Genomic DNA, 26178 nt, shown 5'->3' with positions numbered 1-26178 from the left:
TACGCTTGTGCCGCCGCGCCGGAGCGCGGCAGCCGTTGCATCAGCCGGTCGGTGAGTCGCTGTAGGCCGTCTTCCAGCCCCACATGCCTGAGCCGTAACCGCGCTTCATCACCCGCTCTTTGTAGATTTCGGCGATGATCGCGCCGTCTCCGGCCAGCAGCGACTTGGTCGAGCACATCTCGGCGCAGATCGGCAGCTTGCCTTCGGCCAGACGGTTGGCGCCGTATTTGGCGTATTCGGCCGGTGTCGAGTCGGCTTCCGGCCCGCCCGCGCAATAGGTGCACTTGTCCATCTTGCCGCGCGATCCAAAGTTGCCAACCTTCGGATATTGCGGCGCGCCGAACGGACAGGCGTAGAAGCAGTAGCCGCAGCCGATGCACAGGTCCTTGGAGTGCAGCACCACGCCATCGGCGGTGGTGTAGAAGCACGACACCGGGCACACCGCGGCGCACGGCGCATCCGTGCAGTGCATGCAAGCCATCGAGACCGAACGTTCGCCGGGCTTGCCGTCATTGATGGTGACGACGCGGCGGCGATTGATGCCCCACGGCACTTCATGTTCGTTCTTGCAGGCCGTCACGCAGGCGTTGCACTCGATGCAACGGTCGGCATCACAAAGAAATTTGACGCGAGCCATGATCTATTCTCCTCTCACGCCGCTTGAATCTGGCACAGGGTCACCTTGCCCTCGTGCATGCCGGTGACCGGGTCATAGCCGTAGGACGTGATCGTGTTGACGCTTTCGCCGAGCACGATCGGGTCGGCACCCTTCGGATATTTGCCGCGCTGGTCGACGCCCTGGAACCAGCCGGAGAAGTGGAACGGCATGAACGCCACCCCCTTGCCGACACGGTCGGTAACGAGCGCCTTGACGCGGGCCTTCGAGCTGTTTTCCGGGCCGTAGACCCAGACCCAGCCGCCGTCCTTGATGCCGCGCTCGGCGGCGTCAGAGGTGTTGACCTCGACGAACATGTCCTGCTGCAATTCGGCGAGCCATTTGTTCGACCGGGTTTCTTCGCCGCCGCCTTCGTACTCGACGAGGCGTCCCGAGGTCAGGATGATCGGGAATTGCTTGGCCAGTCCCTTCTCCACCGCGGCCTTCTGGATCGAGAAGCCGAGATTGGCCATGCGGAACTGACGCCCGTCCGGACGCGTCGGATATTTCGCGACCAGATCAGGCCGCGCCGTGTAGATCGGCTCGCGATGAACAGGCACGGGGTCGGGCAGATTCCACGCCACTGCGCGGGCCTTGCCGTTGCCATAGGCCATCACGCCATGCTCCAGCGTGACGCGGATGATGCCGCCGGACAGATCGACCGCCCAGCCGACGCCATCCGGGTTGTTGCCGCCGATCTTTTGGATGGTGGCAAGCTCGTCCGCGGTGAGGTCCTTGTCCCAACCGAGCTTCTTGAGCACGCCGTAGGTGAACTCGGGGTAGCCATCGGTCAGTTCGGAGCCCTTGCTGTAGGAGCCTTCCGACAGCATGTTGACGTTCTTCACCGAACCGTCCGGCTGCTTCTCTTCATAGACCACGCCGAAGCGCGCGCGGAACGTGCCGCCGCCATCCTTGGCATGAAGGTTGGTGTTGTAGAGCGTATGCGTGCCCGGATGCCGGATCTTCGGCGTACCCCAGCACGGCCACGGCAGGCCGTAATAGTCGCCGCCGATTTCGGGCTCGTCCGCCTTGGCGCGCAAGGTCACCAGGTCGAACTTGCCCTGGTTCTTCATGTGCGCCTTCAGCCGCTCCGGCGACTGGCCGGAATAGCCGGTCGACAAGCCGCCGAGGTTGATTTCGCGCAGCAGGTCCTCCGGCGATGGCCGCTTGTTCTCGACCTTGATGTTCTTGAACATCTTGTCGGCGAAGCCAAGCTTTTCCGACAGCCGGTAGATGATCTCGTAATCGTCCTTCGATTCGAAGATCGGCTTGACGATCTGCTCGCCCCACTGCAGCGAGCGGTTGGACGCGGTGCGCGAACCCGAGGTCTCGAACTGGGTGCAGGCCGGCAGCAGATAAGTGCCGTTCTTGCGGTCGGAGATCGCGGCAAAGGTGGTCGGATGCGGATCGGCGACCACGAGCAGTTCGAGCTTTTCGAGGCCCTTCACCATCTCGGTCATGCGCGGCACGGTGTTGCCGCCATGGCCCATGATGACCACGCCCTTCACGGCGTCGCGCTGGTCGACGTCGTCAGGATTAGAGAGCGTCGCATCGAACCAGCGGGTCCACGGGATGCCCGGCAGCTCCATGTTCTGCTTGCGGGTGCGTGCCGGACGGCCGCCCTTCGCCGGGACTTCGTCGAAGCGCGATTGCAGGTAGTCGTATTCGACCTCCCAGACGCGCGCCCAGTGCTTCCAGGCACCTTCAACGAGGCCGTAGTAAAGCGGCAGCGTCACGATATCGAGGCCGATATCGGTCGCGCCCTGCACGTTGCAGTGGCCGCGGAAGATGTTGGCGCCGCTGCCAAAACCGCCGACATTGCCGGTCGCCAGCAGCAAGTTGCAATAGGCACGCACGTTGGCGGTGCCGACCGTGTGCTGGGTGCCGCCCATGCACCAGACAAAGGCCGATGGCTTCTGCTTGGCAAAGGTCTCGGCAACCTTCTTCAACTGCTCGCCGGGAATGCCGGTGACACGCTCGACCTCTTCCGGCGTCCACTTCGCGACTTCGGCGCGGATCTGGTCCATGCCGTAGACGCGCTGCTTGATGAATTCCTTGTCTTCCCAGCCATTGTTGAAGATGTGGTGCAGCATGCCCCAGATCACGGCGATATCGGTGCCGCCGCGGAAGCGGACATATTCGGTGGCGTGGGCCGCGGTGCGGGTAAAGCGCGGATCGAGCACGAACACGTTGGCGCGGTTGAGCTCCTTGCCGGAGAGGATGTGCTGCAGCGACACCGGATGGGCTTCGGCCGCATTCGATCCCATGAAGACGATCGTCTTCGAGTTGCGCATGTCGTTGTAGGAATTCGTCATCGCGCCGTAGCCCCAGGTATTGGCGACGCCGGCGACGGTGGTCGAATGACAGATGCGGGCCTGGTGATCGATCGAATTGGTGCCCCAGAACGCCGCGAACTTGCGGAACAGGTAGCCGCCCTCGTTGGAGAATTTCGCGGAGCCGAGCAGATAGACGGAATCGGCGCCCGACTTGCCGCGGATTTCCATCATCTTGTCGCCGATCTCGTTGATGGCCACGTCCCACGAGACCCGCTGCCACTCGCCGTTGACCAGCTTCATCGGATATTTCAGGCGGCGGTCGCCATGGACGAGCTCGCGCACGGCAGCGCCCTTGGCGCAATGGGAGCCGCGGTTGATCGGGCTGTCCCACGCCGGCTCCTGGCCGACCCAGACGCCGTTCTGCACTTCGGCGATCACGGTGCAGCCGACCGAGCAATGCGTGCAGATGTTCTTTCTGATTTCGGTCGGCGCGCCGACCTTCTCAGGCCCCGCCTGCGCCTTGCGCACCGAGCCGAGCGGCATCAGGCCGATCGCAGCGCCTGCACCGGCCGCCAGACCAGACCGCCGCAGAAACGTACGGCGGTCGAGAACTCCCGACGCGAGGCCGGCAGCGATTCCCTGCAAACGCGCCCTGCCCGCGGATCCATCTTTTCGCTTCATCAACATGTGCGTGGTCCCATCAATAGCGGTTGACGCGATAGAAGTTCTTGACGTGATCGGTTTCCTTGTAGCGCGCCTTGACGCGCTCGGATTGCGACTCGTCCGCCGCCGCCTCAGTGCCGGCCAACGGCACAACGGCTGCTGCAGCGACTGCCGAACCGCCCATCAGAAACAGGCTGCGCCGATCCACCCCGGTGGCCCGTGACTTACTGTCGGATGGCTTGCTCATTGCGCTCTCCCATTTTCACGTTGCCTCATCGCCATCACTCGGACAGCGTGAAGGCTTCGGATTCCAATTCCATGAAGACACGGCCGGCACGGCCGACGGCGCGGTAGAAGCGCGCCGATTGCGACATCTCCAGATCGGCGAACATCCGCGCCGCCCATGGCTTGAGATGTCGCTCGAAGAAACTTGCCTGTTCGGCGAATTCGGCCTCGAAGTCGCCGCGTGCGAGACCAGCCATGACCTCGAGCAGGATTGCGATGTGATCTTCCGGCTCCCGCGAGGTGCCCGCGCGCTCGATCCCGAGTGCGCGCAGATCCTCGCGCACCCGCGCCAGCGGACGCTCGTGGAGAAAGCCGGTCAGATAATAGGAGGCATAGGGCAGCAGTTCGCCGCGCCCGAGCCCGATGAAGAGATCGAAGAATTCCTTGCTGACCGCGCGATCGTCCGTCGCCGCCGCCGCGGATGCAAGTTCGACATGCGCCATGCCGAGATCGGAGCCGTCGCCCTTCAGCGTGGCAACCCGCTTCAGCGTGTCCGCGTCGGGCGCCTTGCCAAGCAAGAACGACAGCAGGCCGTATTCCGCGGCGCGCAGTTGGTCGATCTCGTCGATGTCGGATTTCGGGGTCACTTTAGCTTCGGATGATCCATAGAGATCGGGCCGCAGGACGAAACGGTTCACCTGCGTCAGGGCCTCGACCGCAAGAACCCGCTCGGCGGGAATGCGCGCCCACGCCGACACCGACGGCTGCGCAATGCCCAGCCCGCGCGCCAGCGACCCGACGCCACCTGCTGCCTTGATTGCTAATTCCAGCCCGGCATCACGCATGGTGCTACCGATTTCTCCCCGCCCACTCGCGCCCGCGCCCGCGTCCCTCGGGCATGCAAACTTAGAATTGGAATTATTCCAAGTGGGGAATCTGTAACATAGGCTGAGCCTATGTCCTCAAAAACTTTTGTCTAAACAATCGGTTTCGCGGTGCCATGACGTCGCACTGGTTGCTGCGGCGCAACAGTCCTTGGCGGCTCGGACGCACCGGCCGGGGCGGGTTCCACGGCATCATCTTCGGCTTTTGAAGCAATTGCCGTTTCTTCCGTCGATTCGTTGGACCGCCTGAGGGTCTCCACCGGAAAAGCTTCCTGGGGTTTTGCCGAAAGGCCGAGCTCGGATGGCTCTGCCGGAGTGCTTGCCGCCTCAGCCGAGGAATTTGGATCGGAACCGATCGTTTCGGCCGCAGGTCCGCCCATGATCTGCGAGACCAGCCGCGCCACATCGACGCCGGGGCCCAGTTCGCCGCCGCCGGGCACCCCGCCCGGCGCGTTCCAGTCATAGGCATATTCGAGTGCAGGGTTGACGTAATTGCGGATCGCAGGATCGAGCGCCCAGGATTTTCGCAAGGCCGCATTCCGCAAATGTTCGGGAACGCCCTTGCGAAGGAAGGCGGTGATATCGGTGGTCTCCGTCAGCTCCTCGAGCTTTGGCAAAGTCGAAAGATCGAACTCCGGCTCGGCGTCTTCGGGTTTTGCTGCCGGCGGATCTGACGCCTCGACGCTTTCGGCGACCGGCACGTCCGGCTTCGGCTCGGGCTGTTTTGCCTCCTGCTTGCGCTGCGACCATCGCGCCAGAAAGCCCTTGTCCCGGTCGGCCTCGTCTGGACCACTCATTTGCGACCCGTCCTCTCATCCGGCCCGCCGCCGGGCACACGCGGCCGATCGCCGCTGGCGCGATCCCGCTTGCGCTTGTGGAACACGCGCTCGACATGGAATTGATCGACGAAGGCGGCAATCCATGCGGCGATTTCCGGCGGCATCGGCACGGTGCCGATCACGTCGCAGCCGCTTTCGAACATCGCCTCCCCTTCGGTCGGGTCGGCGGTGACCTTCGTCAGCTCAAGTTCAGCGCCCCCGTCCTGGCGCCGCAACGCCACCCAGATGCGCGGCGCGCCATCGGCGAGGTTGTCGCGATAATTCGCCGTCTCCGCACTGAACAGATCGATGCTGGCCGCGCCGGCGTAATAGGTCGTCGCATCGGCCTCGGTGGACAGCGCGGTCCACGGCGCGGTCGCGGGCACCTCGTCCAGAATCATCGCCGGCGACCACAACTGGTCGACCCAGGGATTGTCGATCGAACGGCGTCGCACCACGACGCCGACCTCCCGGGATGCTTCGGTCATGTCAGATCCTCCCTTCGGCGGATCATGTGGCGTTCGCGGTCGCCGCAAGCGGCAAGCCCGCGACCAGATTTTGCGGCTTCAGCCGCACCACCTTGTCCGCCCCCATGGCGAGGATGAGATAGACCGGCTTGTCGCCGACCCGCTCATCCACCAGCCGCGCATCTTCGAAACTCAGCCGCATCAGGGCCACGATGCGCTCGGCAACGTCACCCTCCAGCCGCTCGCCGCGCCACAGTGCGTTGCCGATCCGCGTCGCCTCGCTGTCGAGGCCGATGAACCAGCGCCAGTCGCGATCCTCGATCGAGGCAATCGTTTCGACGTTGACGGCAATCCCAAGCAAATGACCGATCCAGCGCTCGATGACCCGGCACAGGGCGGCGCGCGCTTTCTTGTTGCCGCCGAGATTCATCACCATCGCATGCGCGTCCGACCGCGACCAATAGGTCCAGGCGTTTTCGTCGTCCATGACATCCATCTCGCCAAAGGACTTGGGCTGCTGCAGCATGGCCGTCAGCGGCGACGAATGCAGGTCGTGCTGGGCATGCTGCTCCGCCTCAATGACCTCGGCATCGGCCAGCAGCAGCGTGCCTTCGTGAATGGCCGCGAGCTGGCTGCGATAGAACAATTCGGCCGCCCGCAAGACATAGGGATCGTCGCAGCCTTCGAGCGCGTTGCGCAGGATCAGGTGGCACAATTGCGACAGGAAGATCGGCGGCAGATCGCCGGCTCCCTTGCGGGCCAGTGCGACATAAACTGCCTCGAGCGACGGCGCCGCCATCAGCCGGTCGCGGAAATTCATCATGAAGGACCAGTTTTCGCGCGCATCCGCATCGGCGAGCGCGGCGATGTCGGCACCCGACACAGGACGCAACGGATCGGCCATCAGGCTCTCATGCAGGCGAAGCTCGGCCTCGCAGGCGTCGGCCGGCGGCATCAATTCGGGCCGCGCCAGATAGGCCATGATGAGCTCTGGCGTCGCCACCAGCCCGCCGTGATCGGCGCGGCGCGTGAGGTGATGACCCGAAGCGACCCAGAATTCTCTCATGTACGATCCGTCGTCTTACCGTCGGTCCTGATCAGCCCGCGAAGATCGACCTCATCAGCAGGTTCATCATCGCCTTCGACTTCATGGAAGGTAAAGGCGCTGGCATGGGCGTGCAACCGGTCGGCACCTGCGACGCCTAAGCGCGGCTTCAGCGTCCGAAAGCGTTCGCGGATTTCGCCGTTCTCGACGCTACGCTGCACGGCCAGCAGGGTCTGCGGCGGATGATCGCACAGTGAGCCTGCGAACGCGATCTCCTCCTCGGCCGCAAGACGCGCGGCATTCGCATCAGGCGCGCCGAATTTGTCCATCAAATGCCCGGCGAGCCGCTCGATCATCGCCTGCCGTTCCGCTTCGCTCGCTTCGGTGACGACGGCAAGGGTCGACCATCCGAGACTGTCGATCCCGAGAAAGCCCGAACGCAGCGCCACGCGCTGCTTCTGACCAAGCGTCGCCGGATCCCGGTTCCAGAACACAAACGCGGCGGAAACCGCCCATTCGCCGGGTTCCGCCGCCCGCTCGAAAACAAAGGTATCTGACGGGTCCAGCCTGATGGTTCGCGGAAACTTCAACATGTCCGCCTCATTCGAATTTCGGACCCCGCGCCTGCGGATCATACCAACTGGCCCTCGCCAGCGCATCCACGAGGCTGCTCCGCTCCGGCCCTGCGTTGCCGGCAGCTAGCCTCACCAGAAGATCGCCATTGACGTCGATGCCCCGGCGCTCGCCGGCCTTGCGCTGGGGCAGCCGCTCCAGATAATCCCGCGCGATGGCCTCGAAGCCGCGCTCCTTCCAGCGGTCGAACGCGGTCATTAAATGGCGGCTGAAGCTTTCGATGATCGCATCGGTCTCGACCATCTCGAAACCTTCGCTTAGCAGGGACACGCCCGAGGCCGCCTGCACCTCCGGGATATGCGCCATCGCGGCCGCGCGCAGGATCACGCCGAACACGAGCCACCCCGGCACCGCGTCTTCGGCGCAATCCGTGGGCCAGGCCAATCGTCCGCCGCCGAGCAATCCGGCGTCGAACCTGACGGCGTCGGGCCAGTCGAATGCGACCTCGCGCTCCGGCGGACAATGGGCGGCGATCGCGTCCGCCAGCGCATTCATGCCGGCAAAGAACGCCCGGCGCGCCGAGGCGAGCGGCTCGTCCGGTTCAAGCACCACCGCGAACTCGACCAGATCGTAGCGGCGAACCCATACCAGCGTCCCGGCCCCCGCCTCCGCCGCGATCTCGCGTGCATGGGCGAACGCATCGCCGAGCTCGCGCAACGCGACCAAAGTATAACCGGGCGGCAGATCGAGCGTCTGTTCCGTATCCCCGAGACGAGCGATCACGAAGAACTATTCCCTCATGGCTTCAAAGGCCGATTGTGTATGCTACCCCGCACTAGCTGGCAGCGCGAGCGGCCTTATATCTTGCAGATATCCGCCCGAGCGGTTACCGCAGAACCACGGGGTGAAGCAACCGCCCGGCTTGGCGGATCAGGTTCAAGGTAATTCAATATGAGTGCGGCGATGTCTCGACTCCTGATTTGCAGTTGCGAGAAGACCATGCCGCTCGATGCGGAAGCGATCGGCCGTGGCTGCACGGGCAAGATCACGCAGGCGAACCAGCTTTGCGGCCTCGATCTCGACCGCTTCAAGGAGGCGCTCGCCGCAGGCACGCCAATCACGGTTGCCTGCACCCAGGAAGCGCCATTGTTTCGGGAAGTAGCGGAAAATTCTCCGCAAGCCGAGCTTACCTTCGTCAATATCCGCGAGACCGGCGGCTGGTCGAAGGATGCCGCTTCCGCCGGCCCGAAAGCCGCCGCGCTGATTGCCGCCGCCGGCGAAGAAATGCCGCCGCTACAACTGGTGACGCTGGAGAGCAGCGGCGTTGCGCTGATCTATGGCCGGGATGAAATCGCAATCGAGGCGGCGCAGCGTCTCGCCGACCGGCTCGACATCACCGTGCTTCTGACCAAACCCGGCGACGTGACCCCGCGGCGCACCAACGAATTTCCCGTGCTCAAGGGCACGATCCGCAATGCCCGCGGACATCTCGGGCAGTTCGAGCTCGCGATCGACGATTATGCGCTGCCGTCGCCCTCCTCGCGCGCAAAGCTCGTGTTCGGGTCGTCGCGCGACGGTGCGACATCGACCTGCGACCTGATCCTCGATCTCTCCGGCGGCACGCCGCTGTTTCCCGCTCATGAATTGCGCCCCGGCCATTTGCGCGCCGATCCGCGCGACAAGGCTGCCGTCGAGCGCGCGATTGCAGATGCCGGTAACATGGTCGGCACTTTCGACAAGCCGCGCTTTGTCAATTTCGAGCCGTCGCTCTGCGCGCATTCGCGCTCGTCCATCACCGGATGCACGCGGTGTCTGGATTTGTGTCCGACCGGCGCGATCACCCCGAATGGCAACGCGGTGGCGATCGACGCCAATGTCTGCGCCGGCTGCGGCTCCTGCGCCTCCGTTTGTCCAACGGGTGCCGCGTCCTACGCATTGCCGACCGCGGACGCCTTGATGCGGCGGCTGCGGACACTGCTGCAGACCTATCGCAAGGCCGGCGGCAGCGAGGCCGTGGTGTTGCTTCACGACGGCGAGCACGGCGAGGACATCATCGATGCGCTGGCGCGGTTCGGCGAGGGCTTGCCGGCCAACGTCCTGCCGCTCCGCGTCAACGAAGTGACCCAGATCGGGCCGGAAATCATCGCCTCCGTCTTCGCCTATGGCGGCAGCGGCGCCGCGCTGCTGACGCGCGGAAAACCGCGCCACGACATCACGGCCCTTCGCCGCGCGGTCGAAACATCAGACACCATCATCTCGGCACTCGGCTTCGGCACAGGCTTGGTTCGGATCATCGAGACCGACGATCCTGACCAACTGCGCGCCGCGCTGGATGCCGCCCCTCGCGGGATCGCAACGCAAAAGCCGGCCAGCTTCATGCCGCGGGGCGCGAAGCGCGGCGTGCTGGAGACGACCTTTCGCGAGCTGCACCTCGCCGCTCCCACGCCTGTCGATGTCGTGCCGCTGGCGCCCGGCGCTCCGTTCGGCACCGTGAACCTGAATGTCGATGGCTGCACGCTGTGCCATGCCTGCGTCACAGCCTGCCCGACCGGCGCGCTATCTGACAATCCCGACCGCGCGATGCTGCGCTTCACCGAAAGCCTCTGCGTGCAGTGCGGGCTGTGCCAATCCACCTGCCCCGAGAAGGTCATCACCATCGAGCCACGTCTGGACTTCCAGGCCTGGAACACACCGCAGCGCGTGCTGAAGGAGGAAGAGCCGTTCAACTGCATCGCGTGCGGAAAACCCTTCGGCACCAAGAGCTCGATTGATCGCGTGCTGGCCAAACTCGGCAGCGAGCGGCACTGGATGTTCCAGGGCGCCAATGCGAAGCGGCTCGACGTCATCAAGATGTGCGCGGATTGCCGCGTCGAAGCCGTAGTGAACGAAAGTTTCGACCCGCATGCGGTGCCGCAGCGCCCGCCGGTCATGTCGACCGAGGATTATTTGCGCGCGCGCGAAGCAAAGAAGGACGATCCGCTTGGATCGTGAGCAGCCAGTGTCCGCCACCCCGCCAGATCTCAAGGCCCGCGCGACGTCGAAAGCCGCAGGCATTCCCGGCGTCAAGCACGTCATTGCGGTCGCCTCCGGCAAGGGCGGCGTCGGCAAATCCACCACCTCCTGCAACCTCGGGCTCGGCTTCGCCGCGCTGGGGCTGAAGACCGGCATTCTCGACGCCGACATCTATGGTCCGTCGCAACAAAAACTGTTCGGACTGCGCGGCAAGCCGCGCCAGCTCGGCCCGCGCATGCTGGAGCCGTTGGAACGGTTCGGCGTCAAGGTGATGTCGATCGGCTTCCTGGTCGAGGAAGACAACGCCATGATCTGGCGCGGGCCGATGGTGATCTCGGCGATCACCCAGTTGCTGCGCGAAGTCGCATGGGGTGATCTCGATATTCTCGTGGTCGACCTGCCGCCCGGCACCGGCGACGCGCAGCTCACCATGGCGCAGCAGGCGCCGCTCGCCGGCGCGGTTATCGTCTCGACACCGCAGGACCTCGCGCTGATCGACGCGCGGCGCGGCATCGCGATGTTTCAGAAGGTGAGCATCCCGATCCTGGGCGTCATCGAAAACATGTCGAGCTTCTGCTGCCCGACCTGCAACCACGTCACGCCGATCTTCGGCCATGGCGGTGCGCGGACGGAAGCTGAAAGCCGCGGCATTCCCTATCTCGGCGAGATCCCGCTCGATATGCAGATCCGCCAGACCTCCGACGAGGGACGCCCGATCGTCGCGGTCGAGCCCGACGGCGTTCATGCCAAGCATTACATCGCCATCGCCCGAGAGATTTGGACTTCGATTGTCACCGGCGCAGCGCACCGGCCGCCGCCACGCATCGTCATCGAATAGGCACGCATCGGCAATTCTAGGGACTCATGAGGGCCGGATTGGTCCGCTCTACGCCACCAGCAAGACCGAGCGCACGCAATTCGTCGCGATGCAGGTCGATCATGAGAATCGACAGCAGCAGGAAAAGCGCGGCGGCGACGTAGATCAGAAGTGGCGATGCCGAACCGTCGGCCGCATCGCGCTGCGCAGCCGCCGACTCCCGGGAATGGCTCCAGAACGGAGTCAGCAGAGCCCGCAAAGCACTAAGCATTCGGACCGTTCTTCGCCGCATCGTGACCCGAGCCTAGATCGGCCCTCGGCCAAAGTCGAGATTTGGCGATCAGGACATCGTGCCACACCTGCAAGCAGGCGTGGCAGGAGTCGATGGGTGAGCTAACGGGCCTCCTCGAAACCGCCGAGCGCAGCGGTGAGATTGGCGCCGAGGATATCGGAGAGATAACCGCCCTCCTGAACGAAAACCGTCGGCAAGCCGAGCCGCGCGATCGCAGCGCCGATGCGCCGGAAGCCGGCCGTGGTCACCGCTAGCCCGGCAAGCGGATCGGCTCCGAGGCATCGAGCCCGAGCGCCACCACCAGCGCGCCGGGCGCAAACGCACGGATGGTTTTTTCCGCTTCTCCGATCGCCTTGATGTAGTCGTCGTCCCCGGTGCCCTTCGGCAGCGGAATATTCAGATTGGCGCCGAGACCCGGACCGGCGCCGCGTTCATGCGCATATCCCCACACGAACGGATAGAAGAAGACCGGATCGGCGTGGATCGACACGGTGAGCACGTCTGGCCGCTCGTAGAAGATGCCCTGCGTACCGTTGCCGTGATGCACGTCGACATCGAGGATTGCGACGCGTTCATGCTTGAGCCGAAGCTGCGCCGCTGCTACCGCGCTGTTGTTGAAGAAACAGAAGCCGCCTGACATGTCGGCATAGGCATGATGGCCCGGTGGCCGGCATAGCGCATACACGGCGTCTTCGCCGTCCATGACGAGTTGCGCCGCCGTCGTGGCGACATCGGTGGCGGCGCAGGCGGCGGCGTAAGTACCCTTGCCGATCGGCGCCGCCGTGTCTGCCGCGTGCCAGCCGAGGCGGCCGACGATATGGGTTGGATACGTCGCGCCATAGCGAACCGGGTGGATGTTGGCGATCATCTCCGCACCGGAATCGCCGAGCGCAACCCAGGCGTCCCAGGCCTCCTCCATGAAACGCAGGTATTCCGCGCTGTGGACCCGTGCGCGCGGGCCCTGGCCGAACACCGTCGGCTCGACGAGCGTGTGTTTGCCGGCCTTCAGCCCCGCAAGCAACCGGTCGGCGCGTTCGGGCTGCTCGGTGGTGCGCTTGATCACGCCGCGCACCAGGAAGAATTGCGGATCGTGGCTGCGATGCAGTTCGGTATAGACGGCCTTCACACGGTTACTCCGTTGGTTGGAATGAGAATCCCGCTCGGCGGTTCAGCGGCATCGCCGGCCGGCAGCGCAAGCTCGCGCGCCAGTTTTCCGACTTCGCGCCAGGCGTGACCGATATGGTGGTCGACATGCGCGGTGATGCGCTCGGGATGACCGGTCTCAATAGCCGCGAGTAACGGCTCGTGCGTCCGCGCGATCTCGTGCGGATCGTCGTAGAGACGGCCGATCAGGCCGATGACCATGCGCAGTTCCGCCGCGAGATCATCGAACAGCCGCAGCAGGCGGCGGTTATCAGCGATCTCGAAGATCAACCGGTGAAAGCGATAGTCCTCTTCCACCTGCCGCGCCGGATCGTCGAGATCGGCGGTCTTGTGCAGAACGTCGATTTGCCGCCGCAACGCGTCGCGCGATTCCGTCGTCAGGTTGCGCGCCGCCAGCACGCAGGCATGCCGTTCGATGCAGAGCCGCAAATCGTAGATCTCGTCGATGTTCCTGATTTCGAGCTTGCGCACGAAAAAGCCGCGGCGCGGCTTCGCCACCAACAGGCCCTGTTTTTCCAGAAGCCGTGCCGCCTCGCGTACCGGCGCGCGGCTGACGCCTAATTCCCGGGCAATCCCCGCTTCCACCACTTTGGAGCCGGGTGGCAGGCGGCCTTGAACGATCGCCTGGGTCAGGATGCGCGCGACCTGGCCGACCAGATCGCTGTCCGCAACAGCCGGCAATCCAACAGGAAGAGACATAGGTCGCATCGGCTAAACCCGCGTCAGTCTGTGTATATTTTTAATCGTCGATTGTCGACAGTTTAGTCTTGCCCTAATGTCATGCCCCACGCAAGCTGAAAACGTTCGAACGTGGACAAAGGCGGAAATGACAAGCGCAGCGCAAAACACCGCAAAGGCATGGCCTGCGGCGGTGGACGACAAGACCCTCCAAATCCGGATCGACCTCGCGGCGGCCTACCGGCTCATTCACCGGCTCGGTCTCGACGACAGCATCTACACCCACATCTCGGTGCGGCTGCCGGGCCGGAACGACCGCTTCCTGATCAATCCCTACGGCCTGCGTTTCGAGGAAGTCACGGCTTCCAACCTGGTGACGGTCGACCTCGACGGAAACGTCATCGACGATCCCATGGGGCTCGGCATCAACCCGGCCGGCTTCACGATCCACAGCGCGATCCATGCCGCACGGCATGACGCCATTTGCGTCCTGCACACACATACGGTGGCCGGCATCGCCGTCGCCTGCCAGAAGCAGGGGTTATTGCCGCTCAATCAATGGTCGCTGCAGTTCACCGGTTGCCTCGCCTATCACGACTACGAAGGCATTGCGCTCGATCTCGATGAGCGTGAACGCCTCGTCGCCGATCTCGGCGACAAGTTCGTCATGGTCTTGCGTAACCACGGCATGTTGACCTGCGGACGCTCCGTCGCCGAGGCTTTCAAGCTGATGCACAATCTGGAGCGCTCCTGCCGCGCCCAGCTCGCCGTGCAGTCGTCAGGCGCCGAGTTCATCCCGCTTTCCGACGCCGTCGCCCACAAGACAGCCGGCCAATACGCAACCTTTTACGACGCGATCGAGCTCAACGGCGTGCCCGACAGCGAATGGGCCGCCTTCAAGCGGATGCTCGAACGGACCGATCCCGACTTTGCGAACTGACAAAACGCGCCCTCGACGATCTGAGAACGCGAAGCCCTTTTCTTTAAACGAGGTATGGAATGTCCAAGCGTAAGATCTTGATAAGCCTTGCCACGATGTGCGTGCTGAACACCGCGGCAATGGCCCAGGGGCCGAAAGCAGGTGGCGTCGTCAACGCCGTGATCCAGCCGGAGCCGCCGAGCCTGATGATCGGTCTGGTGCAGAACGGTCCGACGCAGATGGTCGCCGGCAACATCTATGAAGGCCTGCTGCGCTACAGCCCCAAGCTCGATCCCCTCCCCGGCCTCGCCGAAAGCTGGTCAGTCAGCGAGGATGGCAAGGTCTACACGTTCAAGCTCGTGAAGGGCGTCACCTGGCATGACGGCAAGCCGTTTACGTCGGCCGACGTGCTGTTCACGATCGAGTTCCTGAAGCAGACGCATGCACGCGCCCGCGGCAATCTCGTGCAGCTCGACAAGGTGGAAGCGCCGGATGAATCGACCGTCGTCTTCACGCTGAAGCAGCCGTTCGGCCCCTTCATCGGCATCTTCGAAGTCGGCTCGCTGCCGATGATCCCGAAGCACATCTATGAAGGCACCGACTTCAAGACCAACCCGGCCAACAACACGCCTGTCGGCACCGGCCCCTTCATGTTCAAGGAATGGCAGAAGGGCTCATTCATCCGCCTGGTCAAGAATCCGAACTACCACGTCAAGGGCAAGCCGAACATCGACGAGATCTACTGGCACGTGATTCCGGATGCCGCGGCGCGCTCGGTCGCCTACGAGACCGGCAAGGTCGATGTGCTGCCAGGCGGCTCGGTGGAAAACTTCGACGTGCCGCGGCTGAGCAAACTGAAGAACACCTGCGTCACCGGCGCGGGCTGGGAATTCTTCAGCCCGCATTCCTGGCTCTGGCTCAACAACCGCTCGGGTCCCACCGCGAACAAGAAATTCCGCCAGGCGCTGATGTTTGCGATCGATCGCAACATGGCCAAGGACGTGGTCTGGAACGGCCTCGGCAAGGTCGCGACCGGCCCGTCCGGCTCGGCGATCAAGTACTACACGGGCGCCGTGCCGAAATACGATTACGATCCGGCCAAGGCGAAGGCGTTGCTCAAGGAAGCCGGGTACAACGGCGAGAAGGTCCGCATGCTGCCCCTGCCCTATGGCGAGACATGGCAGCGCTGGGCCGAGATGGTTCGCCAGAACCTGCAGGACGTCGGCGTCAACGTCGAGATGATCGCGACCGACGTGCCCGGCTGGAACCAGAAGGTTTCGGAATGGGACTACGACATCGCCTTCACCTATCTCTATCAGTACGGCGATCCCGCGCTCGGCGTCGGCCGCAACTATGTCTCCAGCCAGATCGCCAAGGGCTCGCCGTTCAACAACGTCGAAGGTTACTCGAATCCCGAGATCGACAAGCTGTTCGCCGACGGCGCGGTCGCCTTCCCCGATGCGGCGCGTGAGGAGATCTACGCCAAGGCGCAGAAGATCCTGGTCGAGGACGTACCGGTCGCGTGGATGCTCGAACTGCAGTTCCCGACGATCACCCGCTGCAGCGTCAAGAACCTGATCACGACCGGCATCGGCGTGAACGACGGCTTCCGTGACGCCTGGATCGAGAAGTAATCCCCCACTCATCGGGCGTCAGCTCTCAGCGCTGACGCCCTGCCATCGCGCCTCCAACGCCATCGACAGCTCATGATTTCCTTCATCGCCCAGCGGATTGCGAAGGCCGTCATCGTCCTTCTCGCCCTCGTCGTGCTCAACTTCTTCCTGATCCGGATGGCGCCGGGCGATCCCGCGGTGGTGATGGCGGGCGAAGCCGGCGCGGGCGACCAGCTCTTCATCGCACAACTGCGCGAGAAGTTCGGGCTCGACCAGCCGCTTCCGGTGCAACTGTTCCTCTACGTCAAAGGCATTCTCAGCCTCGATCTCGGATTCTCGTTTCGCCAGCAGATGCCGGTCTCGAAGCTGATCCTCGATCGCCTGCCGGCGACGCTGTTGCTGACGGGGACTGCGTTTGCGATTTCGCTCGCCTTCGGCATCCTGTTCGGAGCATTGGCGGCGCGCTTTGCCGGCACCTGGGCCGACACAGCGATCACGATCGCCGCGCTGATCTTCTATGCCACGCCACTGTTCTGGGTCGCGCTGATGGCGATCCTGCTGTTTTCGGTCACGATGGATTGGCTGCCGAGTTTTGGTTACGAGACGGTCGGCGCAGGCTACACCGGGCTCGCCCATGTGCTCGACGTTGCCGCCCATCTGGTCCTGCCGGCCACCACCATCGGCCTGTTCTTCATGGCGACCTACGCCCGCATGACCCGCGCCTCGATGCTCGAAGTCAACCGCCTCGACTTCGTCAAGACGGCGCGCGCCAAGGGCCTGTCGGATGCCGTGATCCAGCGCCGCCACGTGCTGCGCAACGCGCTGTTGCCGGTGGTCACGCTCGCGGGCCTGCAGGCCGGCACGCTGGTCGGCGGCGCGGTGCTGACCGAGACGGTGTTCGCCTGGCCCGGCATCGGCCGCCTGATGTACGAGGCGCTGCTCCAGCGCGACTACAATTTGCTGCTCGGCGTCTTCGTCGTGTGTTCGGCGATGGTGCTGGCCTTCAACCTGATCACGGACCTCGTCTATCGTTCCGTCGATCCTCGCATCGAGTTCGCGTCATGAAACAGGCCTCGCGCGTGCTGTTGCGCAACCCCGGCGGCATGATCGGCATCACGATCCTCGTCATCGCGGTCGCCGTCGCCCTGTTCGGTCCCCTGCTGTTTCCGACCTCCCCCTGGCGCATGGTGCAGCGGCCGTTCCTGCCGCCGTTCACGCTATCAGGCTTTCCGCTCGGCACCGACGCGCTCGGCCGCGACGTCATGGCCGGCATTATTTACGGCGCCCGCGTCTCGCTGCTGGTCGGCCTGATTTCGACACTGGCTTCGCTCGCCGTCGGCATCCCGCTCGGCGCGACAGCCGGATATTTCGGCGGCAAGGTCGACGATGCCCTGATGCGCTTCACCGAGTTCTTCCAGACCGTCCCGAGCTTTGCGCTGGCGATCGTCCTCGTCGCCATCATGCAGCCGTCCATCGTCTCGATCGTGGCCGCCATTGCCATCGTGAGCTGGCCGCCGGTGGCGCGGCTGGTGCGTGGCGAGGTGCTGTCGTTGCGCACCCGCGAATATGTCCAGGCGGCGGTCGTGACCGGCCAGACCAACTGGTGGATCATCTGGCGCGAGATCCTGCCGAACGCGTTGTCGCCCGTCATCGTGTTGGCCTCGCTGATGGTCGCGACCGCGATCCTGCTGGAATCCTCGCTCTCCTTCCTCGGCCTCGGCGATCCCAATTTGATGTCGTGGGGCTACATGGTCGGCGCCGGCCGCACCGTCATCCGCCAGGCCTGGTGGATCACCGTGTTTCCCGGCATCGCCATCCTCATCTCGGTTCTGGCGCTGAACCTGATCGGCGAAGGCCTCAACGACGCGCTCAACCCTCGCCTCGCCAAGGGAGGGCGCTGAGCATGACCGTCGTCGTCAAGAACCTGAAGCTCGCGCTGCCGCCCGGCGGCGACCGCACCTATGCCGTGGACGATGTTTCGTTCGAGCTGTCAGCCGGGAAAATTCTCTGCGTGGTCGGCGAATCCGGCTCCGGCAAGTCGATGTGCGCCCATGCGCTGATGGGGCTGCTGCCGGAAGCGGTGACGGCCGAATCCGGCGAGATCCTCTTCGAGGGAAATAATCTGGTGTCGCTCAGCCGTGCGGAATGGCTGGCGCTGCGCGGCCGCGGCATCGCGATGGTGTTCCAGGAGCCGATGACCGCGCTTAACCCCTTGATGCGGATCGGCGAGCAGATCGCCGAGATGTTCGAGGCGCACGGCCTGCTGACGCCGAAAGAGCGGCAGCAGAAGGCCCTCGCTTTGATCCGCGAGGTCGGCCTGCCCGATCCCGAACGCGCGGTGCGTGCCTATCCCCATCAACTATCCGGCGGCCAGCGCCAGCGCGCCATGATCGCTATGGCGCTGGCGCTCGAACCCGCCGTGCTGGTGGCGGACGAACCGACCACGGCGCTCGATGTCACGACGCAGGCGCAAATCCTGAAACTGATTCGCGACCTGCAGCGCCGCCGCAACATGGCCGTGATGTTCATCACCCATGATTTCGGAGTCGTCGCGGAGATCGCCGATCGCGTCGTCGTGCTCCAGCACGGCAAGGTGGTCGAACAGGGCACCGCCGATGAAGTGCTGCAACGGGCCCATCATCCCTACACCCGCGCATTGCTTGCCGCCGTCCCGACCCTGCAGCCGCCGCAGCGGACCTCCCTGCTCGACCGCGACAAGGCGGTGGAAGTGATCGGCCTCGGCAAGACCTATATCAGCGGCGGCGGCTGGTTCCGCAGCGAGCGCCGCGTGCAGGCAGCAAAGGACGTCAGCTTCGACATTTTTCGTGGCGAGACGCTCGGTCTGGTCGGCGAATCCGGTTCCGGAAAATCTTCCGTCGCGCGGCTCGTGATGCGCCTGATCGAGCCCGATGCCGGCACCGTCCGCATCGGCGACATCGATCTCACCCGGATTGGCGGCAAGGCGCTGCGCGAACAGCGCCGCCGCATCCAGATGGTGTTCCAGGATCCGTTCGCTTCCCTCAACCCGCGCCGGAAGGTCGGCAGCATCATCAGCGACGGGCCGATCGCGCATGGCGTCGATCCGGCGGCGGCGCGGAAGCGTGCCGGCGAACTGCTCAGCCTCGTCGGCCTCAATGCGGGCGCGATGGAGCGGTTTCCGCACGAATTCTCCGGCGGACAGCGGCAGCGCATCGGCATTGCGCGGGCGCTGGCGCTCGATCCCGAAATCCTGGTCGCCGATGAAGCTGTCTCCGCGCTCGACGTATCCGTTCAGGCGCAGGTGCTGGACCTGCTGGAAGATTTGAAGGCCCGCCTCGGCCTGTCGATGCTGTTCATCACCCACGATTTGCGCGTGGCCGCGCAGATCTGCGACCGCATCGCGGTGATGCAGCATGGCGCAATCGTCGAACTCAAGTCGGCGGCCCTGCTGTTTGCCGCGCCTGAGCACGCCTACACCCGCGAGCTTCTCTCCGCCGTGCCGGGCCAGACGTCATCGTCGAAGGCCGCATGAACGGGGCCGCCTGAACGATGCGTTGTGTCCTCGTCAGCAAGAGCCTCGATCTCCGCGGATATCTCGGCGCGCAATTCCTGCGTGCCGCCGATCGCATCGAAATCGTCAATCATCCGCACCATGGGTCCGCCACGGACATCCGCCTCGCAGTGGCCTGGCACCCGCCGGACGATGCATTCGATCACTATCCCAATCTGCAGGCGGTCTGCTCGATCGGCGCCGGCGTCGACAATATTCTGGCCTGCCCCAGCCTGCGCCCCGATGTCGAGGTGATCCGCGTCGTCGATCCCGCACAGGCGCAGATGATGTCGGGTTTTGTGGCCTGGCACGTCATCGGCCATCAACGAAGATTTGCGACCTATCAGGCCCAGCAGCGCGAGGAACGCTGGCAGCGTTTCGCCCTGCGCCGGGCACAGGACGTTCCGGTCGGCATTTTGGGATTTGGCGAAATCGGCCGCACGGTAGCCACTGATCTCGCGCAACTCGGTTTCCCGGTCATGGCGTGGAGCCGGACTGCAAAGCCTGCGCCGCAGGGCATCCGCAGCTTCGACGGCGCGGCGGGTCTCGATGCCATGCTCGGCCAGACCGAGGTTCTTGTGAATCTCCTGCCGCTGACGCCGGAGACCAGGGGCATCCTCAACCGCACGACATTCGCCCGGATGTATCGCGGCGGCTACCTGATCCAGGTCGGCCGCGGTGAACATCTGGTCGAAGCCGACCTGCTCGCGGCGCTGGAGAGCGGCCAGTTGGCTGGCGCCGCGCTCGATGTCTTCGCGACCGAACCCCTGGCGCCGCGCCATCCGTTCTGGCGGCATCCCCGCATTGTCGTCACCCCGCACGACGCCTGCGAAGTCAGCGTCGAAGCGATCGGGGCGACGTTTCGCGCGACCGCGGAAGCAATACGCGCCGGCCGGCGTCCGCCGCATTCCATCGACCGCGAACGCGGCTATTGAGCGACAGAAGATGAATATTCTCGTGCCGGGCTCGTCTCCCGCGACGCTTGCCACCCATCCGATCGATACGCTGCGCGCCGCATCCGCCATCCCGGAAGCGCAGGCGCAGCGGCTGGCGGCCGAGCATTACGGCCTGATCGCCGCCGTGCACCGGCTCGACAGCGAGCGCGACCAGAATTTCCGGCTGCGCTCGCTGAGCGGCCGCGAATATGTCCTGAAGATCGCCAACCCGGCGGAAGACCGCGCGGTGACCAACCTGCAGACGGAGGCCCTGCTTCACCTCGCTGCGGCAGATCCCGACTTGCCGGTGCCGCGGATCTTTCCGGCGCGGAACGGCATGACCGAACTGGATATCGCGTTCGACGACGGCTCCACGCGAGTCGTGCGTCTGTTGTCGTATCTTCCGGGAACGCCGATGCATGCAGTGGCAGGATCGGCTGCCCTGCGCCGCGATCTCGGCCGCTGTGCCGCGCGGCTGGCGCGAGGCCTTTCCGATTTCAGCCATCACGGCGCCAATCATAAATTGCTGTGGGACCTGCAGCACGCTGCTGAAGTATATCCGCTGGTCGACGCCGTTCCGGCCGAGCGGCGCGCCCTGATCGAGGAGGTTCTCGGCGGTTTCGAGGCCCATGCCATGCCAGCTCTTGCGCAGTTGCCCAGCCAGCCCGCCCACAATGACCTCAACCCGCACAACGTTGTCGTCGATCCCGAAACCTGCACCGGCGTTGCCGGGATCATCGATTTCGGCGACCTCACCTGCACGGCGCGGGTCAACGACCTCGCGATCACGGCTGCCTATCAGGTTGCCGACAACGACGATCCGCTGGCTCCGGCCTGCGAGATGATCGCGGCCTATCATGCCGTGCTGCCGCTCGAGCCGGCCGAACTCGACGTGCTATTCGACCTGATCGCCACGCGCATGGCCATGACGGTCGTCATCAGCAGTTGGCGCGCCGCCCGTTATCCTGCTAACCGGAACTACATTCTGCGCAACAATGCCGCGGCCTGGGCGCGGCTACAGCGCATGGTGAAACTCTCGCGGGACCACGCGAGAGTTCAGATCCAGCGCGCCTGCCATCTGGAGTAACGAGATGTCCGCCGCCGACGAGGCCACACAAGACCTGATTGCGCGCCGCAACCGCCTGCTCGGTCCGGCATACCGTCTCTTCTACGAACAACCCGCGCAATTCGTCCGCGGCGAAGGCGTCTGGCTATACGACACGGCAGGACATCGCTATCTCGACGCCTACAACAACGTTGCCTCCGTCGGGCATTGCCACCCGCACGTCGTGCAGGCGATTGCGCGACAGGCCGCCGTACTCAACACGCATACGCGCTATTTGCACGAGACCGTGCTCGACTTCGCGGAACGGCTGCTGGCGACGTTTCCGCACCAGGTCAGCCACGTCATGTTCACCTGCACCGGCAGCGAGGCCAACGACCTCGCGCTTCGGGTGGCGCGAACCTGCACCGGCGGCACCGGCTTCATCGTCACGGCAAACGCCTATCACGGCGTCACCAGCGCGCTTACCGAATTGTCGCCCTCGCTCGGCCTAGCGCTTCCGCAAGGAAGCCACGCGCGGCTGATACCGGCGCCGGGCTCAGGCAAAAACGCCGCTGAAATCTTTGCCGGGCACGTCAGCGCCGCCCTGGAGGATATGAAGCAGAGCGGCATCCGCCCCGCGGCACTGCTGGTCGATACGATCTTTTCCAGCGACGGCGTATTCGCCGATCCGCCCGGCTTTCTGCGCCCCGCGGTCGAGGCCGCACGCGCAGCCGGCGCGCTGTTCATCGCCGATGAAGTGCAACCCGGCTTCGGCCGCTGCGGCGAAGGGATGTGGGGCTTTGCGCGCCACGGCCTCATTCCCGATCTCGTCACCATGGGCAAGCCGATGGGCAATGGCCATCCCGTCGCCGGCATGGCGGCGCGTCCGGAACTGCTGGCGGAGTTCGGCCGCAGGTCGCGCTACTTCAACACTTTTGGCGGCAACCCGGTTTCGGCGGCTGCCGGCATTGCGGTTCTCGACGTGATCGCTGCAGAGGGATTGGTCGCGAACGCGCGAGACACCGGCGCCTATCTGATCAAGCGGCTCACCGAGCTGCAGGCGCGGCACGCGTTGATCGCCGAAGTCCGCGGCGCCGGCCTGTTCGTCGGCGTCGAGTTGCAACGCGGTGGGCCGAGCGGCACACCTGCCACGGCGGAAGCCACGCGCATCGTAAACCTGCTGCGCGAACGGCGTGTGCTGATCAGCTCGGCCGGCCGGCACGGCAACGTGCTCAAGATCAGGCCGCCTCTGGTGTTCGGCCCGGAGCATGCAGATGTGCTCGTCCAGCGTCTCGATGAGGCGCTGGCCGAACTGGTCGTGATGTCAGAGCAATAAGGACGCGCGGCTTAAGCGCCGGCGGACGGCAGGCTGGCGGCCGCGATGGCCACGATCTGGGACAGCCGGCGGCCGATCCGGGAGGACGCGCTGCTCAGCAATGAACGAACCTGTCGCATCTCTTCGTCTTCCATATGCGCCGGGGGGCAAGGCGCATGGGGAAAATGGTCTCTCGCGGCTAAGTAGTCGAGATGTCAGGGAAAATAGCAACGTGCGCCTCGTCGGAGTGCCGTTTGGCAGTGGAATTATTGCCGTGAACGCTCCGCGGGCGGAGCAAATTTTCTCGTCCGTTTCGGACCTATAATCCGGTGATGCCGCTGTCGACCGCCAGCGTCTGGGCGTTAACGTAGACACTCTCATCCGAAATGAAGAACAGCGCCGCATAGGCGATTTCCCACCCTGTCGCCATCCGCCCGAACGGCGCGCCCGCCGCGCTTCGCGATGGCCGGCCGGCGCTGGTGTGGCGGCCGAGCGGCGTGTCAACCAGCCCGGGGCAAATGGTGTTGGCGCGGATGCCGCGCCGGGCACCTTCCTTGGCGACATTGCGCATCAGGCCGCCAAGCGCGGCCTTCGACGTGTCATAGGCGATCAATTGCGAGCCGGAACGAAGTGCTGCGATCGAGGAGATGAACACAATCGGGGAGCCGTCGGCGAGGTGCTTGAGCGCCTTGCGGCAGCAGAGCATTGGCCCGGTCAGGTTGACCGCAAACGTATCGTTCCATTCCTTGAGATCGACCCCTTCGAGGCCGAGCGCCCCAACCCCGATGCCGACGTTGAGCACCATGCCGTCGAACCCGCCGAGTCCCTCGCGCGCCTCGTCGATCATCCGATTCACGGAGTCTTCGCGCGAAATGTCGGCCTCGATCGAAAAGGCCTTGCCACCGTCGGCAACGATGCGCTGGACGGTATCGTCGGCGCTGGCCCGGTTCACGTCGGCGACCGCAACATGGGCCCCTTCCCGCGCAAACAGCAGCGACATCGCCCGGCCGTTGCCGACGGGATCGGTGGCCGCGTCGAACGTCCGCTGCCCGCCGCCGACGATGAGAATCTTGCGGCCCTGAAGGCGTCCGCGGCCCGGCGCCTCGCCCATAGATTCCGCGCTGAGCTGCCGCACATAACGAATTTTGTCTGTCATGGTCTCTTATCCCACGTTTTGCGCGGCCTGCGGCGTACCCAGAAGTTTGCGCAGCGAAACCAACACTTCTTCCAGCCTGTCGTGGTGAAGCCAGTGCCCGGCCCCTGCGATCTTCACCAGTTCGGCCTGCTTGAAATGCGCGAGCAGGCCTTCGGGGTCCGGCAGAAAGCTTTCGTCGCCCCACATCAGCAGGGTCGGACAGGTGATCCGCGACCACAAGGCGACATATTCGTCCGATGACAGCCGATACGGCGCCCTCGCCCGCTGATAATGGTCGAACTTCCAGCGATAGAGGCCATCAGCACCTTTCCGGACGCCATGGCTGGCAAGGTGAAGCGCCAGTGCCGGCGTCAGCCGCTTGTTGCGGGTTGAAAGCCGCTGCGCGGCTTCCTCGATGTTGCGGAACGTACTCTCCTGATGCTCCGCAATGCGGTCGAGCTGGCCGATCCAGCGCGTCATCTGTTCGTGGATCGGCACCGGCTGCGAGCCCGACACGAACGCGCCGTCGAGTACGCCGAGACGCGAAACCTGCTCCGGATAGGTCCCGGCATAGGCCAGCGCGACCATGCCGCCCATCGAATGGCCGACAATCGCTGCATCCCGCAACTCCGCGAAACGTATCAGCCGGGTAAGGTCATAGACATGGTCGGTCAGGCTGTAGCTGCTGCCCTTCGCCCATTCGGAATCGCCATGCCCGCGTAGATCGGGCGCCACGACATGAAAATGCGGCTGCAATTCTCGCGCAATCGCATCCCAGTTGCGGCAGTGGTCGAGGCCGCCATGGACCAGGATCAATGGCGGTGCTGATACATTGCCCCAGTCGACATAGTGCAGCCGCAGCCCCTGCGACTCATAAAAGCGATCTGCCGGTTCGGCCATCGTATCTCTCGCGCAGGCCTATTTAGGCGCAAATCCGAACGTCCGCTCGAAGCGCTTGGCGTAGTCGGGCCACACTTCGGGATTGACGATGCGCGGCGGCCGCTTGCCGTCGAGCGCATCGAGAATCTGCTCGGCGGCGATCTTGCCCATGTTGATGCGCGCTTCCCTGGTCACACCCGCCGTGTGCGGGCTCGCCAGCACGTTGTCGAACTGCAGCAGCGGATGCTCCGGCGGCGGCGGCTCCTTGTCCCAGACATCGAGGCCGGCGCCGGCGATGCGCTTGTCGCGCAACACCTCGTACAGCGCTTCCTCATCGTGAATGAAGCCCCGCGCCGTAGTGACGAAGAATGCGTGCGGCTGCATCAGCGCAAACTCACGGGCGCCGATCATGCGGTGGTTGTCTTTGGTCAGGGGGCATGAGATCGAAACGAAATCCGAACGCCGCATCAAATCGTGCAGCTCCACCTTCTCGCCGCCGCGGGCGGCGATTTCTTCCGCGGTCAGATAGGGATCATAGGCTATCACCTTCATATGCAAGAGGCCCTTGCACAGCTCGGCGATGCGGCGGCCGACATTGCCGATGCCGACGATGCCGACAGTCTTGCCCTGCACCTCATTGCCGATCAGCGAATTGCGATTGACGTTGGCCTGGCGTCGCAGCGCACGGTCGGATTCGAGGATGCGCTTGGACAGCGTCAGCATCATGCCGAGCGCATGCTCTGCGACCGAATTGGCGTTGCCGCCGGTTTGATTGACGACGAGCACACCGGCCGCCGTGCAGGCATCGACATCCACGGGATCGAATCCCGCACCGTTCGAGGAGACGATCAGGAGGTTCGGCGCCCGCCGCAACAGATCCTGATCGACGTGAAAGTGCCTCGCGATCTCGTCGCGCGCCGCTCCAACCTGATAGGCATGCGCCGCCGACAGGATCGGCGCTGCGATCGTATCGGGGCTGTCGTTCTCCAGCCGGTCGAGCCGCACATCGGCGCGCGCCTTCAAGATATCGACATAGATCTCGTGGGCGAGATATTTGACATAGAACACGCGCTTGTTGTTGACGGTCATTTTCCTTGGCCACTTTCAGTTCGGAATAACGTGGAGCTTGTGGTTTGACGGGTGGCCGCTCGCGCGGCAGATCAGGGTGCAGGTCTTGGCGGAAGTATGGGCGAAGTGGTTACGGCCGCCAGCGCCGACGCATTGGCAGCAATCCGGACA

24 protein-coding genes and 1 pseudogene are annotated in these 26178 nt (G+C 64.4%); 10 read left to right on the top strand and 15 right to left on the bottom strand.

All coding sequences use genetic code 11. The features are described 5' to 3' along the window. Positions 1-40: 40 nt before the first annotated feature. The 9 genes from fdh3B to LMTR21_RS12400 all read right to left on the bottom strand — a co-directional run bounded on the left by fdh3B (position 41) and on the right by LMTR21_RS12400 (position 8389). Positions 41-637: a formate dehydrogenase FDH3 subunit beta gene (gene fdh3B / locus LMTR21_RS12440; protein ID WP_028348819.1), complete on the bottom strand. Its 597-nt coding sequence runs from the start codon at positions 635-637 to the stop codon at positions 41-43. A 14-nt stretch (positions 638-651) separates the two neighbouring features. Continuing rightward, positions 652-3618 (bottom strand): formate dehydrogenase subunit alpha, encoded by a 2967-nt coding sequence (locus LMTR21_RS12435; RefSeq protein WP_065753167.1) that lies wholly within the window; start codon positions 3616-3618, stop codon positions 652-654. Between the two features lie 13 nt (positions 3619-3631). Next, positions 3632-3841, bottom strand: a complete 210-nt coding sequence (locus LMTR21_RS12430; protein WP_065753166.1) for a hypothetical protein — start codon at positions 3839-3841, stop codon at positions 3632-3634. A gap of 34 nt (positions 3842-3875) precedes the next feature. Then, positions 3876-4664: a molecular chaperone TorD family protein gene (locus LMTR21_RS12425; protein ID WP_065753165.1), complete on the bottom strand. Its 789-nt coding sequence runs from the start codon at positions 4662-4664 to the stop codon at positions 3876-3878. Between the two features lie 131 nt (positions 4665-4795). Beyond that, positions 4796-5500: a DUF3306 domain-containing protein gene (locus LMTR21_RS12420; RefSeq protein WP_065753164.1), complete on the bottom strand. Its 705-nt coding sequence runs from the start codon at positions 5498-5500 to the stop codon at positions 4796-4798. Then, positions 5497-6009, bottom strand: coding sequence for a DUF3305 domain-containing protein (locus tag LMTR21_RS12415; protein ID WP_065753163.1), 513 nt, complete (start codon positions 6007-6009; stop codon positions 5497-5499). The genes LMTR21_RS12420 and LMTR21_RS12415 overlap by 4 nt, the downstream gene beginning before the upstream one ends. A gap of 22 nt (positions 6010-6031) precedes the next feature. Continuing rightward, entirely contained in the window at positions 6032-7054 is a 1023-nt protein-coding gene (locus LMTR21_RS12410; protein WP_065753162.1) for a DUF6352 family protein, read from the bottom strand. Next, the gene (locus LMTR21_RS12405) at positions 7051-7626 is read right to left on the bottom strand and encodes a DUF6505 family protein (RefSeq protein WP_065753161.1); all 576 of its coding nucleotides are present in this window, start codon (positions 7624-7626) and stop codon (positions 7051-7053) included. Before LMTR21_RS12405 ends, LMTR21_RS12410 begins: the two co-directional genes overlap by 4 nt. Positions 7627-7633: 7 nt before the next feature. Then, positions 7634-8389: a biotin/lipoate--protein ligase family protein gene (locus tag LMTR21_RS12400; RefSeq protein ID WP_065753160.1), complete on the bottom strand. Its 756-nt coding sequence runs from the start codon at positions 8387-8389 to the stop codon at positions 7634-7636. A gap of 168 nt (positions 8390-8557) precedes the next feature. Here LMTR21_RS12400 and LMTR21_RS12395 point away from each other — a divergent pair, with 168 nt between their 5' ends. Further along, entirely contained in the window at positions 8558-10597 is a 2040-nt protein-coding gene (locus tag LMTR21_RS12395; protein ID WP_065753159.1) for a 4Fe-4S binding protein, read from the top strand. A gap of 7 nt (positions 10598-10604) precedes the next feature. Then, a complete protein-coding gene (locus tag LMTR21_RS12390; protein WP_065753158.1) occupies positions 10605-11456 on the top strand; it encodes an Mrp/NBP35 family ATP-binding protein in 852 nt (283 codons plus the stop codon). A gap of 16 nt (positions 11457-11472) precedes the next feature. Here LMTR21_RS12390 and LMTR21_RS12385 read toward each other — a convergent pair whose 3' ends face one another. The 3 genes and pseudogenes from LMTR21_RS12385 to LMTR21_RS12375 all read right to left on the bottom strand — a co-directional run bounded on the left by LMTR21_RS12385 (position 11473) and on the right by LMTR21_RS12375 (position 13590). Further along, positions 11473-11694, bottom strand: coding sequence for a hypothetical protein (locus tag LMTR21_RS12385; protein WP_065753157.1), 222 nt, complete (start codon positions 11692-11694; stop codon positions 11473-11475). A gap of 134 nt (positions 11695-11828) precedes the next feature. Beyond that, positions 11829-12853 (bottom strand): annotated as a pseudogene (locus tag LMTR21_RS12380) (histone deacetylase family protein). Beyond that, the gene (locus tag LMTR21_RS12375; protein WP_246175446.1) at positions 12850-13590 is read right to left on the bottom strand and encodes a GntR family transcriptional regulator; all 741 of its coding nucleotides are present in this window, start codon (positions 13588-13590) and stop codon (positions 12850-12852) included. Before LMTR21_RS12375 ends, LMTR21_RS12380 begins: the two are co-directional and overlap by 4 nt. Before the next feature lie 127 nt (positions 13591-13717). On the opposite strand from LMTR21_RS12375, the gene LMTR21_RS12370 reads away from it, so the two are divergent. From LMTR21_RS12370 to LMTR21_RS12335, 8 genes are all read left to right on the top strand, one after another. Further along, complete coding sequence (locus LMTR21_RS12370) at positions 13718-14509, top strand: class II aldolase/adducin family protein (RefSeq protein ID WP_084030618.1); 792 nt, start codon at positions 13718-13720, stop codon at positions 14507-14509. A gap of 59 nt (positions 14510-14568) precedes the next feature. Beyond that, complete coding sequence (locus LMTR21_RS12365; RefSeq protein ID WP_065753155.1) at positions 14569-16122, top strand: ABC transporter substrate-binding protein; 1554 nt, start codon at positions 14569-14571, stop codon at positions 16120-16122. A gap of 72 nt (positions 16123-16194) precedes the next feature. Beyond that, positions 16195-17166, top strand: coding sequence for an ABC transporter permease (locus LMTR21_RS12360; RefSeq protein WP_065753154.1), 972 nt, complete (start codon positions 16195-16197; stop codon positions 17164-17166). Then, positions 17163-18002, top strand: coding sequence for an ABC transporter permease (locus tag LMTR21_RS12355; protein ID WP_065753153.1), 840 nt, complete (start codon positions 17163-17165; stop codon positions 18000-18002). Before LMTR21_RS12360 ends, LMTR21_RS12355 begins: the two co-directional genes overlap by 4 nt. Positions 18003-18004: 2 nt before the next feature. Continuing rightward, on the top strand, positions 18005-19612 hold the full coding sequence (locus LMTR21_RS12350; protein ID WP_065753152.1) for an ABC transporter ATP-binding protein: 1608 nt from the start codon (positions 18005-18007) through the stop codon (positions 19610-19612). A 17-nt stretch (positions 19613-19629) separates the two neighbouring features. Then, entirely contained in the window at positions 19630-20565 is a 936-nt protein-coding gene (locus tag LMTR21_RS12345; RefSeq protein ID WP_065753151.1) for a 2-hydroxyacid dehydrogenase, read from the top strand. Between the two features lie 10 nt (positions 20566-20575). After that, positions 20576-21652 carry a phosphotransferase gene (locus LMTR21_RS12340; protein ID WP_084030617.1) on the top strand — a complete coding sequence of 359 codons (1077 nt, stop codon included), beginning with the start codon at positions 20576-20578 and terminating at the stop codon, positions 21650-21652. Positions 21653-21656: 4 nt separating this feature from the next. Next, positions 21657-22946 (top strand): aspartate aminotransferase family protein, encoded by a 1290-nt coding sequence (locus LMTR21_RS12335; protein ID WP_065753150.1) that lies wholly within the window; start codon positions 21657-21659, stop codon positions 22944-22946. Between the two features lie 298 nt (positions 22947-23244). Here LMTR21_RS12335 and LMTR21_RS12330 read toward each other — a convergent pair whose 3' ends face one another. The 3 genes from LMTR21_RS12330 to LMTR21_RS12320 are packed head-to-tail and all read right to left on the bottom strand — an operon-like array spanning position 23245 to position 26028. Then, on the bottom strand, positions 23245-24081 hold the full coding sequence (locus tag LMTR21_RS12330) for an SDR family NAD(P)-dependent oxidoreductase (protein WP_065753149.1): 837 nt from the start codon (positions 24079-24081) through the stop codon (positions 23245-23247). A 6-nt stretch (positions 24082-24087) separates the two neighbouring features. After that, the gene (locus tag LMTR21_RS12325) at positions 24088-24960 is read right to left on the bottom strand and encodes an alpha/beta fold hydrolase (RefSeq protein WP_065753148.1); all 873 of its coding nucleotides are present in this window, start codon (positions 24958-24960) and stop codon (positions 24088-24090) included. 18 nt (positions 24961-24978) lie between these two features. After that, positions 24979-26028 (bottom strand): hydroxyacid dehydrogenase, encoded by a 1050-nt coding sequence (locus LMTR21_RS12320; protein ID WP_065753147.1) that lies wholly within the window; start codon positions 26026-26028, stop codon positions 24979-24981. Positions 26029-26178 lie beyond the last annotated feature (150 nt).

It is taken from the genome of Bradyrhizobium paxllaeri (genome assembly GCF_001693515.2).
GTDB lineage: Bacteria > Pseudomonadota > Alphaproteobacteria > Rhizobiales > Xanthobacteraceae > Bradyrhizobium > Bradyrhizobium paxllaeri.
The sequence above is the reverse complement of the archived record's forward strand: the minus strand, read 5'-3'. Positions and strand labels throughout refer to the sequence as shown.

Excerpts from the sequence above, each read along its gene's own strand:
- fdh3B (WP_028348819.1), bottom strand. The coding sequence starts at position 637 with ATGGCTCGCGTCAAATTTCTTTGTGATGCCGACCGTTGCATCGAGTGC.
- LMTR21_RS12435 (WP_065753167.1), bottom strand. The coding sequence starts at position 3,618 with ATGTTGATGAAGCGAAAAGATGGATCCGCGGGCAGGGCGCGTTTGCAG.
- LMTR21_RS12430 (WP_065753166.1), bottom strand. The coding sequence starts at position 3,841 with ATGAGCAAGCCATCCGACAGTAAGTCACGGGCCACCGGGGTGGATCGG.
- LMTR21_RS12425 (WP_065753165.1), bottom strand. The coding sequence starts at position 4,664 with ATGCGTGATGCCGGGCTGGAATTAGCAATCAAGGCAGCAGGTGGCGTC.
- LMTR21_RS12420 (WP_065753164.1), bottom strand. The coding sequence starts at position 5,500 with ATGAGTGGTCCAGACGAGGCCGACCGGGACAAGGGCTTTCTGGCGCGA.
- LMTR21_RS12415 (WP_065753163.1), bottom strand. The coding sequence starts at position 6,009 with ATGACCGAAGCATCCCGGGAGGTCGGCGTCGTGGTGCGACGCCGTTCG.
- LMTR21_RS12410 (WP_065753162.1), bottom strand. The coding sequence starts at position 7,054 with ATGAGAGAATTCTGGGTCGCTTCGGGTCATCACCTCACGCGCCGCGCC.
- LMTR21_RS12405 (WP_065753161.1), bottom strand. The coding sequence starts at position 7,626 with ATGTTGAAGTTTCCGCGAACCATCAGGCTGGACCCGTCAGATACCTTT.
- LMTR21_RS12395 (WP_065753159.1), top strand. The coding sequence starts at position 8,558 with ATGAGTGCGGCGATGTCTCGACTCCTGATTTGCAGTTGCGAGAAGACC.
- LMTR21_RS12375 (WP_246175446.1), bottom strand. The coding sequence starts at position 13,590 with ATGTCTCTTCCTGTTGGATTGCCGGCTGTTGCGGACAGCGATCTGGTC.
- LMTR21_RS12370 (WP_084030618.1), top strand. The coding sequence starts at position 13,718 with ATGACAAGCGCAGCGCAAAACACCGCAAAGGCATGGCCTGCGGCGGTG.
- LMTR21_RS12365 (WP_065753155.1), top strand. The coding sequence starts at position 14,569 with ATGTCCAAGCGTAAGATCTTGATAAGCCTTGCCACGATGTGCGTGCTG.
- LMTR21_RS12360 (WP_065753154.1), top strand. The coding sequence starts at position 16,195 with ATGATTTCCTTCATCGCCCAGCGGATTGCGAAGGCCGTCATCGTCCTT.
- LMTR21_RS12355 (WP_065753153.1), top strand. The coding sequence starts at position 17,163 with ATGAAACAGGCCTCGCGCGTGCTGTTGCGCAACCCCGGCGGCATGATC.
- LMTR21_RS12350 (WP_065753152.1), top strand. The coding sequence starts at position 18,005 with ATGACCGTCGTCGTCAAGAACCTGAAGCTCGCGCTGCCGCCCGGCGGC.
- LMTR21_RS12345 (WP_065753151.1), top strand. The coding sequence starts at position 19,630 with ATGCGTTGTGTCCTCGTCAGCAAGAGCCTCGATCTCCGCGGATATCTC.
- LMTR21_RS12340 (WP_084030617.1), top strand. The coding sequence starts at position 20,576 with ATGAATATTCTCGTGCCGGGCTCGTCTCCCGCGACGCTTGCCACCCAT.
- LMTR21_RS12335 (WP_065753150.1), top strand. The coding sequence starts at position 21,657 with ATGTCCGCCGCCGACGAGGCCACACAAGACCTGATTGCGCGCCGCAAC.
- LMTR21_RS12330 (WP_065753149.1), bottom strand. The coding sequence starts at position 24,081 with ATGACAGACAAAATTCGTTATGTGCGGCAGCTCAGCGCGGAATCTATG.
- LMTR21_RS12325 (WP_065753148.1), bottom strand. The coding sequence starts at position 24,960 with ATGGCCGAACCGGCAGATCGCTTTTATGAGTCGCAGGGGCTGCGGCTG.
- LMTR21_RS12320 (WP_065753147.1), bottom strand. The coding sequence starts at position 26,028 with ATGACCGTCAACAACAAGCGCGTGTTCTATGTCAAATATCTCGCCCAC.